Source organism: Pseudomonas sp. DSP3-2-3 (genome assembly GCF_049898225.1).
In the GTDB taxonomy this organism is placed as follows: Bacteria; Pseudomonadota; Gammaproteobacteria; order Pseudomonadales; family Pseudomonadaceae; genus Aquipseudomonas.
In genome coordinates this window covers 45,381-57,711 of the sequence record NZ_JAFCXH010000015.1, presented here as the reverse complement: position 1 = coordinate 57,711, position 12,331 = coordinate 45,381, and the positions used below count along the sequence as shown (strand labels likewise).

Here is a 12,331-nt window from a genome sequence, read left to right as displayed (position 1 = left end):
CAGGCACTACGCCGAGGACTGGCAGATTGGCCGGCATGATAGATAGCTATCTATATAGCTATCTATCATGCGCCCGCGCAACTGCGTTACCTGGTTTCGTAATACGCGGCAAAGACACTCGCGTTGGAGCGGGTTTCCGGTAGCACGTAGACAATGCCACTCGTTGCGCTGAACGCCGGGCTGATGAAGTTTCGGTAGAAATCGGCCGGCACGTTGATGCAGCCATAAGAGATGCGCTTGTCCTGAATACTGGACGACGCCAGACGCTCGGTACGGCGCTCTTTCGGGTTGCTGGTCACGACCGGATGCATCGCAATAGCATTTTTATAATCCACCCAAAGAATTTCTTCGCCTTTCAGATTACGGGCCAGTGAGGCAACAAAACGACCTGCGGGCGTGGTGCGTTCTTGTGGGCGGATGCTGGATAGCTTCTGCTGCCCGATGCCGGGTACCGAGTCATCGCCGATTGCCAGGCCCAACAGCACCGATGCCGAGCCTGCGAGCTGGCCGTTGGCATTGAACACCAATACGCGGGCCTGCTTTTTGTCGATGATGAGAAACGGCATGCCCAGGTTATCGCCCGAGTCGACCACCCAGTTGGCGGTGTCTCGGGTTTCCCGGGATACAGCGTTGTTGCGGAAATCCGCTCGTCGGGATACAGAGCCCGATTGGACTTCCTGTGCAGCAGCTGCCAGTGCCGGCAGCTGGAAAGCACCCGCAACGATCAGCAGCCCAAAACAGACGAATGCCGATGCCCGAGGAAGAACCTTCCTCGGGACGCTGCTTTTTTTCGTCCTGGGCAAGAGGCGCAAGGCAATACTCCCATCAACAGTCATGACGCGCCCCATTCTCCAGCAGCCAGAGCCCTGACTGCCGGTTGGCTCGCTGTGGTTCAGTTACGTTCCTGCTTGGGCAAATAAACCGGGGCTTTATAGGGGTAAGGTATCTGGTGGGCGGCGGCTTTTTCCGAAGCATTTTCCGCGGCCTTGACCGGTACCGGCAGGATTGGCGTGACCTGCGCCAATTGACTGCCAGGCACATTGATCCCGGCCCCCACGACGGTCAGCGCGGACAGTGACGGGATATACGCGGCGGCAACATTCGAGCGTTCGCCCTGCGGGTCGCTATCACTTGACGGCCTGCCGGGTTCGCCCGGGTTGTTCGGATTGTTCGGATTACCCGGGTTGTTTGGATTACCTGGATTACCCGGATTGCCTGGGTTGCCTGAATTATTGATATCGGGAGTCGTTGCGCCCGGGTATTCCTGCACCGGCAAACCAGATGGAGTAGAAGCGAGTGGCAGCCCCGGTATGCCCGAGACAGGGGATCTGGAGCCCGTGGGTGTCGGATTTGCAGGTGTCGAACCAAGCGGTGATGAAACCGGAGTCGCCGAACCAGGCACTGTCGTCACCGGTGGTGTCGCGCCAGGCACAGTTGTACTCGGGGCTGTCGAGCCAGGAACAGTCGTGCTCGGTGGCGTCGAGCCAGGCGCAGTCGTACCCGGGGTCGTGCCCGGCAATGTCGTGACCGGTGGCGTTGTAACGGGTGGCGTCGTAACAGGTGGCGTTGTCACCGGCGGAGTCGTGACTGGCGGTGTCGTAACCGGAGGTATGGTCACTGGCGGGGTTACCACCGGCGGGGCCGTGATCAACAAATTGCCCGGAGCGTAAGTGATCGTGTAGTTGGACGGATTAAACGTGCCTGCGGTCGCGTTGCTGGCCGTGATCAGGTAAGGACTGCCTGTGGCGCTCGCGCTCGCGACTGTCCCCAGGCTCGTCAGGGTCGCGCCGCCAACGGTCTCGCCATTGACCAGCCCCAATGAGGTGAAAGCCGAATTCGGAATCACCAGCGTATCGCCTTCGGTCTTGCTGGCGTCGTTGGCCGTGATGGTCAACGGGGCTGGCGTGATGTTCGCCAGGGTAATGCCGGATCCTGGAATACCGGCAGCTGCCGTCACATTGTCAAACGGCGCGAACAAGGCAAACAGGCCGCTGTTGGCACCGCCAAGGGAATAACTGTTGTAAGTCACCGTTTTGCCAGTGCCTACGTTTGCCGTATCGAACGTGGCAGTACCGCCCTGCGCCACGACGCCAGCCGGGTTGTTGCGCAACGACAATATCGCCGCGTTGTTGCCGTCATAGACCTTGTTGTCAGCCTGGAGGTAAGTCCACATGAACGGCGTCAGCGTCGCGCCACCGGTCAGGGTGAAATTGCCGGTGAAATCCGTTGGCGTTGTGTAGGTGGTCGGCGCGTAGTAAATCTTCACGGTGGACACCGTGCCGGTCACCACGGCCTTGGCCCCGAAGCTTACGGTGCCCTGATTCAGGCCATCATTGGCAGCCACCAGCAACGCGTTGCCGTTGGTCACGGTGAGTACCTGGTTGAGTTTCACATTCTTGCCAGCCACCATCGTGACATTGCCGCCATTGCCACCGGCCTGCGTCGCGCTGATCGTGGCGTTCTGATTGACATCACGTATGGCGAGCAGCTGCAGATTTCCCCCGGTCGTGGTGATGGGTGCACTCACCTCGATATCACGCGCGGCACTCAGGGTCAGCGTGGTCGTGGCCGTCCATGTCACCGGATCCTGGACCAGAATATCGCCGTTGCCTGTGCCTATAGGGTTTTGAATCAGGACGTTATTGGTAGTCAAGTTACCCGAGAGCGTGGTACCGGAGATATTGCCCGTGCTCGAAATCACGTAATCCAGGGGATCGATCAGCCAGGTTCCCGTCTTGCCATTGGGTGCCAAGGTGGTAATCCTTGAACCCTCGGCGACGTTGACGTGCGCCGCAGAAGTCTCGACAAAACCTCCGGAACCGCCATTGGGCGCGCTGGCATCCAGAGTGCCAGCCACGTTCACGGTGCCGTTCTGCATATCGCCCATCAACATGATGGTGCCGTTGCGATTTTCGATGGTCTGGGCCCGGACGACGCCGGTGTTGTTCACGGTGGAAGGCAACAGGCTGTTAGCCGATTGAGCGGTCATCAGCACCCGGCCGCCATCGGCCTGGATCAGCCCGCCGTTCTGCACCAGCGCATCCACCGCGCCCTTGTTGACCGCCACATTGAGCAGCCCGTCGCCCGCCACATCCAGGGTGAACGCGTTGCCAGCCGCCAGCGCAACGGTGCCCATTTGCGCCTGGATGACGCCCTGGTTGCTGACATTCGCGCCCAGCAGAGCAACGGAGCCGCCGTTGGCATTGATCGAGCCGTGGTTGACCACGCTGCCGGCCCCGGTGCCTTCGAAGTTATATTTACCGGCCATGAAATCGCTGTCGCTGATGTTGCGCGTAGAGCCCACCAAGCCGCCGACATTGACCGACGCACCCTGACCGAAAACGATACCGTTGGGGTTGACCAGGAACACTTTGCCGTTGGCATTCAGGCTACCCAGAATGCTCGAAGGGTCCGCGCCCAGCACCCGGTTGAGGGCCGTGGCACTGCCGTTGGGCTGTACGAAATTGACCGCCTCGCCCGTGCCGATATTGAAACTCTGCCAGTTGATCGCGGCATTCTGGCTCGTTTGAGTAATGGTCGTAGTGGCTGCACCCGAACCGATCGTGGCGCTGCCAGCCGACACCGCTCCGCCGACGGGAAGGGCATAGGCGTTGAATCCGGCCGAAAGCAGGATCGCAGCCGTCAGCAGTTTCAGCGTGAAATGGAAAGGAGCAACGGCGACGAAGGTGCCGGCCTTGGCATTCCAGCTGGATGGGTAATGGGTATTCATGGTGTTTACCTACTTGATTCAGGCATTGCTGACGTGGGATTCGCTGCGGTAACCGGGCCTGCGATCAAAAATATTTGACCATCTGCACCCAGAAGCGGCCGTTGGAATCCGGAGCCGAGGTAGCTTTCTCGCCGCCCAGCTTTGTCGCGTAGTAGGTCTTCACGGAGTAGTTATTGAAGTCGAACCAGTTAATGCCCACCCCTGCCCCGCTCAGCGTTCTGGTCCGGTCCGAGTTATCCCAACGATTCTCGTTGAGCGTGACCGTACCGCTATCGACGAAGCTGATCAGTTGCAGTTGCCCTAACCATTGTTCAGAGAATTGCGGCAGCAGATACCGGGCTTCCAGAGTCGCCAGATAACCTTCATCACCAAAGGCTTCGCCCTGAGGATATGCCCGTACGCCGTCTATCCCGCCCAGGTACATCTTTTCCGAGATATCCAGGTTCTTGGAGGCAACTTGTCCATTGATCGCGCCGTAAAGCGAAAACGCATCCGTGACCCGTTGCAAGCGCATGGCACTGAAACCCAACTTGTCGTAATGCCCGTTACTGCGGGCTGTAAGTCCATCTGCCGAGCGCGCTTCGCGGGTTTCGATATCAAGGTTGCCGGTCGACCAGGTCAGGGCGCCCGCCGTCAGTCCACCGCCGCCAAAGTCATCGCGATGATCGCCACGCAGCGTTGTCATCAGCACCTCGACGTTCCGGTCGACATGGGACGACACTAAGTCGATACGGTCTTCGAAAGTCTTGTAATCAAGACCAACCTGAACATACAGATTGCTTCGGCGTGAACGCAGCAGCGGGTAACTGCCGTAGACACTGACAATGTCCGCCGTGCCGTTGCCGTGTAAGTCACTGAACTCTTTACCCAGCTTATAATCCAGCCGGCTATAGGCTACGCCCGCAGTCGCCTTGCCAAACTGCATCTGATAAGCCGCGCGGGCATAGTCCAGACCGTCAAAACTGGAGAGCGCGCGAAGTGTCGCAACGTCCCCCTGGCCTGCCAGATTATTGATATTCAAAGTCCCGCCCAAACGGTACTGACCGGTATAGCGGTTGCCGCCGTTATCGGCGTCGATGCTGCCTGTTACGAGTTGTCCAGGCGTCACATCGACAATCAGGTCGGCCGCGCCCACCGATGCGCCGGGCACCAGCGTTGAGCGCACGTCGACACCGGGCGTGTCCGACAACAGCAGCAGATCGCTTTCAAGCGCAGCGGAGCTGATCACATCGCCGCTGTGCAGGTCGTCCACTGCGCCATTGGCCAAGCGGTTGGAGAGGTTGCTCTGATTGCGCATCGTGACGGCCCCATAGTGGCCTTCGATGACCGCAATCGTAACGGCGCCGTTCTTGATTTCCTGGGCTGGCAAGTAGGCCTGCGCCACAAAATAGCCCTTCTGGTGATAGAAGTCGGCAATCTGCGCGGCCATCGCCTGCAATTGGCCAAGGCTGAGTTCCTTGCCCGCAGTGAAGCCCGTCAACTTGAGCAGGTCGGCTTCGGAATAGAGCCGTTGCCCGGTCAGATGCAGGGAATTGACCTTGATCCGGGCGCTGTCTGAAGCAGGAACTGCGGGTGCCTGGGTCGGTTCGACCTGGATTTTGGGGTCCACTTTTTTGAGTGTGGGCGAGGCGGGAATCTGTTGAATCTGACTCCCCGCGCCCGGAGGAAGCTGTACCGCATACGCCCCCTGGCTCAAGGTCAATAGCACACACGCCACAAACTTCTTCTGCACAATAATCCTCTCGGTATTTCTACCTAATGGTATTTCTACCTAATACAAGAGTCCTGTGACCCCACAGGCTCGGTGCTTTCTAGATCAACTTGATGAATAACCGCGTGCAGCAGATGGCGTTTAAGGCATGTGCAACAGAGCAACACCCTGTTGTTAATAACAATCGGGGGCGCTTTCGACATTTCTGATCATGCAGACAAAACTGTTCTAGCCGCAAAACTCACACGAACTTTCGCCCGGAAGCCATTAATAGTTGCCTGCATGATTCACTACAGATAACTATCCGGCTACAGGACGAATGACAACAATTTGGAGTTTTACCGGCGGTGCCGACTCAATAAAACCAGTCATAGCACCTTGATCACCACAGTTTATGCTCACCGTTGTTTTTAGCAAGCAAGAGACGACCGATATAGGTATAAGTACCTATTAGCCAAAAATCAGAACCGGTTAATTACTTTCAGGACTCGGGGATACAGAAAAGCAGGGTCCAGGCCATGATCAATTCGGTAATAGTGCTCGCTCCCATTTTCTGCATGACCCGGGTCCGATGGATGTCCACGGTTTTTTTGCTGTTGCCCAGCTGAGTGGCGATTTGCTGGCTGGTCATATCAGCCAGCATCAGATCCAGAACCTCTCGCTCTCGAGACGTCAGGTTGTCGAGCCGCTGGCGGTAATCGTCAGCCAGGGCTCGGCGGGCAAAAACTGATTTTGCCCGGTGGGAAATTTTCTCGAGCTTTTGCAGCAGTTGATCATTGCTGAATGGTTTTTGCAGAAAACCAATCGCCCCGGCACGGGTTATCTGAATGGCGGCTTCAACCGTTGCATGCCCGGTCATGATAATGACAACCACATTCAATTTGAGGCGCACGATCTCATCCAGCAGCACCTCGCCGCGCATTTCAGGCATCGCCAGATCAAGAATCATGCAGCCAGGAAGCCCGTCGTAAGCCTTCAGAAACGCGGCGCCGCTGGCATGCAGCTGTACCGGATAGCCGGCAAACGTCAGCAACTGATGGAGGGCATCGCGAGTATTGCGATCATCATCGACGACATGGACAGTCACAGGGGCGCTGGCATTATTGAAAGTGTTTTGAATGGTCATGTCCACGGCCCAGGAAAGCCAAGCCCGGATCGGACCAACGTCCGTCGTGTCTTGGTAGGCCGAATACTAAACCCAAGGCGAGCATTTGGCACAAACATAAACGCCGATTAAAGCGACTCGACAGTTGCCGCTTGTCTAGTTCTTTGCGCGCTGTCGTAAGAAGTCAGTAGCAGCACTGGCGTAAGTCCGACGACCACCATGCAACTTTCTGCTGTTTGGTGAGCCTATCTATCAGCCATGAACGTTCGATTTTTCGCCACGCTCGGCTAGCACGCGTTGACTGACTCTCTCAATCAGCGTTGAGCGCAGCAAGACCGGTAGGAAATCAATATGCGTCTGGGCGATTTCATTTTAGAAAACATCGAATCGATCCTTCAGCAGTGGGAAGATTTCGCAACAACAATTGCCCGCAACAGCGACCTGAATTCGCTCGAATTACGCGCCCATGTGGAAAAAATGCTCGGGGCGATTGCCACTGATTTAATAACTGTTCAAATGAACGATCAGCACATCAGCAAGTCGCACGGCGCTGCGCTAGGACAACACGATGAAATAGCCACAGACATTTACGCTATTACTCCGCTGATGGCAGGTTCAAGCATCGACCAGATTGTTGCGCAATATCGTGTCTTGCGCATGAGCGTATTGATGAAGTGGATGCAACGGATCAAGTCGGGAACGGATTTCGAAGTCGAAGACATGCTGCATTTCAACGAGTCCGTGGATCAAGCCGTTGCCCGATCCATCGCCCGTCAAGCGCTCGCCGCCGAGCAAGCCCGCGCGCATTTTCTTGGCACCCTTGGACATGACCTGCGCACGCACCTTGGGGCGATACTGCTGAGCGCCGACGTCTTGTTACACCGCAAGGATATTGGGGCAGAGTCCGCCAAAGCGGCGACCAGGATTCATACCAGCGTCCAGCGCGCTGACGAGGTAGTCGGGAATCTTCTGACATTCCAGACTACCCGCCCAATCGCCGAGCCCGCATAAACGTGTCGTACTCCCCCTCCTACCAGACTATGCAGGGTTCGGTAGGACCGGATTTTTAACGGGGAAACGGTTTAGCGCATGTCTGCATATGGCGTCACCGGTTCGATCGGCATCGGCAGGTTGCCTTGCCATTCATCGAAGGTGTAGCGCAAGTACAGCATGGCGCGGCTGGGGGCGTAGCCTTCGCTGTGTTGCAGGGAAATCCCCGAGCCCAGGACCAGGTGATCGGTCAGGCGACGTTCGACCAACGCTTGCAGACGAACGCTCGCGCCGGTGCTGCTGCTGCCGGCCTTGGTCAGGGAAGTGTCGGCGTCGATATCCAAACCGGCTGCTGCGGCCTGGCTGAACAGCTTTCCGGCCGGGCCATCCAGCGGGTACAAGTCGCTGCCATCGGTTTTCGAGAATGACCAGCCCACCGAACTTTCCAGCTGGGCGGACCAGTTGGCATTGCGCCACGCGTAGTTGAACGGCACGCCAATCGAGTAGTACTGCTGCGGACTGTAATAACCGCCCTGCCCCAAGGTGTACTCGCTCAGGTCCTTGTCGTAGCCCCAATACATCAGCGTCAGGCCGGTGCGCATGCGTTGGTCAGCACGGTCCACCAAGCGGTAGTAATAACCGGTCATGGCTGAAAGCCGCTGGTTATCGACCACGTTCTTGCCGCGCAACCAGTGGCTGCCGAAACTGGCCCACACGCCATCCACGCCGCCTTCGTCATGGCTCAGGCTCAAGGTCACGCCGTTGCTGGTCACGCCGCCCCAACGCGTACCAGTGACGGGATCAACAGCACCGGCGTAAGACACCACCGAGTTGCTCATGGGCCGACGCGAGGCGGTCAACGTCCAGCCAATGGATTTCCAGTCACTGCTGTAGCCAACACCGCCCAGCCAGTTGCCGACTTCGAAACCTTGTGGCGTATGGCCCAGATCCAACGCCCATTGGGCATTTTTCCAGCCCACGGCCAGGCTCGGACCGCGGGTGCTTTGCGAGGTGCTGCGGCAGCCATTGGGCACCAGCGCGCCGGTGGCCCGGTCACGGAATTGCACAGCGCAGGTGCCGAATTCTTCCCGGTGCAGGCCATCGGTGTCGGTGTCGAAAGCCGTGGCTTCAAGATCGACCTGCTCGGCCTGGACAAAACCCTGACCCTGAGCGAACGGCGAGTCGATGCGCAAAATGGTCGTCTGGGTCGTCAGGTCGGAAATCCCCGGTGCCGTGTTGTCATTGCGCCAGGCGAAGTCGCGGTAAAGATTGACGGTCGGGTTCTGCTGTTTGTACAGCTCGTCGACGTCACTGCGCAGGCTACGCGGCATCCAGTCGTCGCTGTCCCTGGCGCGACTGGCCCTGGTCATGGCCACGTTATCGCGGGGGCTGGCCTGGCCAGGTGCAATCAAGCCGGCCGCCGCCATGCTGCGGGCGTAATTATCCAAAGCCTGTTGCGGCTGATCCCTGGCCATCAGACGCGCCGCATCGCGGTAGATCAGTGGGTCGGTCTGCGGCGTTTTCAGCAGACTGGCAAATATCGCGCTGGCTTTAGCCTTGTCGCCCACAGCGGACCAGGCATTGGCCAGCCGTCGCTGCCAAGGCGCAGGAGCCGAAGGCGCTACGATGATTTTTTCCAGATCGGTACGCGCTTGAGCAATACGCCCCATGGCAATCAGCGCTTCGATCAAGCCCAGCTGCGCCTCGGCATCCTGTGGTTGGGCCTTGAGCACTTTGCGGTAGTAGCTTTGGGCCTGCGCGTGGTCTTCACGCTGCGCCGCCCAATCGGCAAGGGTGCCAAGGTCGTCGACGGTAGGAGCACGCAGCAGCAAGGCAATGGCCTGGGGTTCATGCCCGGAATTGCGCAGTTTTTCGGCCTGTGCCAGCAGTTGCCGACGCTTGATCCGGAGGTCCAGCTCGCGCATGTTATCGGTCCACGCAGCGGCCGGGATTTGCCCGAGGCTGGCCGCTACTTCACTGTCGCGGTTCGCGTTGGCCAGATACAGGCCATGGGCGTAGCGGGCCTCGGGATTGCGGCTTTGACGCGCGAGCAATTGACGGAACGCATCATCGGCTTCGCGCGGTCGGCCCAGGGCAATCTCGGCGGCCGCCAGACGATAGGTCAGCCATGGATTGTCTTGATCCTGCAGGCGGATTTTCTTCAGCAGCACCACCAATTGCGCCCAGTCCGAATGCTGGCTGGCCAGGTCGGCTTGCAGGTTCAGGCGCTCAAGTTCGATGCTCTGGCGCAGGCTGGCAAATTCCGGCTGGCTGCTGGCTGGCAGGGAATTGAGGAAGGCTTCGGCGCGCTCGCTGGACTGTGCGCGATACAGCCGCATCAGGGCGCGCACCACACTGCCGTTACCCGGTTCGACCTTGCGCGCCTGCAACAACAGGGCTTGGGCCGCGATGTCATCGGACTCGGCCATGGCGACATTGGCCAGGCCAATCAAGGGGTCGGCTGAATCAGCCTTGAGACTGCGCGACTGCTGATACGCCTTGCGCGCCGCTGCATAGTCCTTGCGCTGCAGAGCTTCGTCGCCTTTTTGCAGGATCATCCAGTTGCGGGTCACTGCCTGCAGATCCTGCCATTTGCTGATGTAATCGGTGTCCTGTTCCTTGCTCAGCGCCGTGGAGAAAGCTTCGTACGCGGCCGGGTATTTGTTCTGGCGCATCAACGCCGTGCCCAGGGCACCATAAAGACTTGGGTCTTGGGGGTAGGCTTTGATAGCGCGACGCAACAAGCTTTCGGCGGCCGCGCTGTTGCTGGCGGTGTCCTGCTCAAGCAGGCGCTTGGCTTTGACGCCCGCCTGCCAGGCCGGATCAGCCAGCAAGCCTTGTTGCGCGGCGAGCTGTTTGCTGGCCTCTTTGGCAAACGGCGAATACGGGTAATAGCGAACGAATGCCTGCCACGCCTGCGCGGTCTGCGGGTTGACCGGCAGCTTGATCAGGTAGTTGTATTCGCGCTCGGCGGCATTGTTGCTGGCCTGCGGGTCGGCTGCCAATTGATGCAGCACGGCCAGGGCTTCGTCATTGCGATCCTCGGCAAACAACAGCCCGACCAGCATCTGGCGCACGCTGGCATTGCCGGGGTAATCCCGATCCAGCGCCTGCACATGACCGAGCACCACGGCACGCTGGCCGCTGATGCGACTGCGCGCGCTCCAGTACTCCATGGCCATCGCCAGATCCGGCGGTTCTTTCCCGAACAGCGCTTCGAAGGCTGCGCTGGCCTCGTCGAAACGACCGGCAGCGGCCAATAGCCGAGCCTGCTGTAATTGGCGCAGACCGTCCTGGCTCTGCAACTTGATCAGCGCCTGGGCCTGACGCAGTTGCGCCGAGTCCGGAGCTTGCTGACGCAGGCGAGTCAATAATTGCTCGATCCAGGCCACGTTCTGCGCCTGGGTCTTGTCGGCCAGCGCCTGACGAATCTCGCCCACCAGCACTTGGGGATGATCAGGAGCGATCAGTTCCAGCCGCGCCAGGGAGTCGCGAACCAGATCGTCGCGCTGCAAGGCTTCACCGATGCGCATCTGTTGCAGCAGCCAGCGCTGTTGCTCTTGCTGTTGCGCAGAAACCGGCATCGCGGCGCCGAAGCTGGCACCGCTCAGACAAGACAGCATGAGTACGCAGCGCAAGGCCACGACCTTGAACGTGCTCGGTTGGGATGCCAGGTTCACTGCGCGCATGGACGTGTCCAGTTCGGTTGCAAGCGTCCATCCTTGTCGAATCGATAGCGCTGCTCGTCCCAGCCCTGACCAAACATCAACAGCGACTGGTTGTAATAGGCGTCGGCCAAGGGCGGCGCTTGCTGCAGGCGCACCCGTTGGACGGCCAGCGCCGCCGCGGTGGACGGGTCGCTGGCCAGTAGCGGCAACAGGGCCGCCGAAAAACCCACCGGCCCGGTGCCCATGGTCTTGCCGCTCCGGGTATCAACCTGCTCCGGCACCTGCCCGAGACGCGCGGTGGCCTCCAGCATGGGCTTGAAGTGATCGAGCAAGGCGCTGCGCTCGCGAGCATCGGGTGCCAGCATGCCCAGCCACAGATAGACACGAATCGCGTCATAGCTGCCGATTGCACTGTTGGCATCGGCAACAACGCCTTGCCCGGCCTGCCACATCAACCAGTCCGCAGCAAAACCTTTGGGCGAACCTTCGATCAACAGGCGTCGGGAGTTTTCCGCCACTTCGGCCCAGATTGGCGCGATGAGTGCGAATCGAGCCAATAATTGCGGCGGCACATAACTGGGGTTCAGGCGCCAGCCCTGAGCGGACTCAAAACCCACGCCCCCCGGCAGCAACATCAGGCCAAGGCCCGGCAGTTCGCGCAGGGTTTGCGCGGCACTGCGCCACAGCAAGTGCTGACCCAGCGTCAGGTAATCCGGCCTGCGCCACAGGCGGCCGGCTTCCAGCAGGCTGTAGGCAATCCACAAATCGGCGTCGCTGGCGTTGTTGCTGTCGAGCACCCGCCATTGGCCATCCTTGTCCAGACCCCATTGCCAGGCGGGCAGGCGACGATCGAAAGCACCGCTCGCCAAATTGTTGCGGGTCCAGTTCAATAGCCGCTCGAAGCTGTCCGGATCATTGGCCACCAAGGCAAAAAACAGCCCGTAGCTCTGCCCTTCAGACGTGGTGACCTGCTGCGGGGAAGATGCATCGATGACCCGCCCGTCAGCGCTGATCATCTGCTGCCTGTAGTTTTCCCAGGCCGGCCAGGCGCACTGGCTCGCGCCCAGGACAGGCCCCGCCATGAGCGGCAAGACTGCCGCAAGGAGCAATGATCGGGCGATGCTCAC

At 59.3% G+C, this 12,331-nt stretch carries 7 protein-coding genes; 1 reads left to right on the top strand and 6 read right to left on the bottom strand.

Going from position 1 to position 12,331, the window contains the following annotated elements:
* Positions 1-86: 86 nt before the first annotated feature.
* From ACP7E4_RS18040 to ACP7E4_RS18025, 4 genes are all read right to left on the bottom strand, one after another.
* A complete protein-coding gene (locus ACP7E4_RS18040) occupies positions 87-836 on the bottom strand; it encodes a hypothetical protein (protein WP_426116343.1) in 750 nt (249 codons plus the stop codon).
* Between the two features lie 56 nt (positions 837-892).
* Positions 893-3,730 carry a filamentous hemagglutinin N-terminal domain-containing protein gene (locus tag ACP7E4_RS18035; RefSeq protein WP_426116341.1) on the bottom strand — a complete coding sequence of 946 codons (2,838 nt, stop codon included), beginning with the start codon at positions 3,728-3,730 and terminating at the stop codon, positions 893-895.
* A gap of 64 nt (positions 3,731-3,794) precedes the next feature.
* Complete coding sequence (locus ACP7E4_RS18030) at positions 3,795-5,462, bottom strand: ShlB/FhaC/HecB family hemolysin secretion/activation protein (protein WP_426116339.1); 1,668 nt, start codon at positions 5,460-5,462, stop codon at positions 3,795-3,797.
* 460 nt (positions 5,463-5,922) lie between these two features.
* A complete protein-coding gene (locus ACP7E4_RS18025; RefSeq protein ID WP_426116337.1) occupies positions 5,923-6,567 on the bottom strand; it encodes a response regulator transcription factor in 645 nt (214 codons plus the stop codon).
* Positions 6,568-6,897: 330 nt separating this feature from the next.
* On the opposite strand from ACP7E4_RS18025, the gene ACP7E4_RS18020 reads away from it, so the two are divergent.
* Complete coding sequence (locus tag ACP7E4_RS18020; protein ID WP_426116335.1) at positions 6,898-7,557, top strand: histidine kinase dimerization/phospho-acceptor domain-containing protein; 660 nt, start codon at positions 6,898-6,900, stop codon at positions 7,555-7,557.
* Between the two features lie 71 nt (positions 7,558-7,628).
* On the opposite strand, the gene bcsC is transcribed toward ACP7E4_RS18020, so the two are convergent.
* Together bcsC and bcsZ are read right to left on the bottom strand one after the other, a co-directional pair.
* The gene (bcsC, locus tag ACP7E4_RS18015; RefSeq protein WP_426116333.1) at positions 7,629-11,225 is read right to left on the bottom strand and encodes a cellulose synthase complex outer membrane protein BcsC; all 3,597 of its coding nucleotides are present in this window, start codon (positions 11,223-11,225) and stop codon (positions 7,629-7,631) included.
* The gene (gene bcsZ, locus ACP7E4_RS18010; RefSeq protein WP_426116497.1) at positions 11,213-12,325 is read right to left on the bottom strand and encodes a cellulose synthase complex periplasmic endoglucanase BcsZ; all 1,113 of its coding nucleotides are present in this window, start codon (positions 12,323-12,325) and stop codon (positions 11,213-11,215) included. The genes bcsC and bcsZ overlap by 13 nt, the downstream gene beginning before the upstream one ends.
* Positions 12,326-12,331 lie beyond the last annotated feature (6 nt).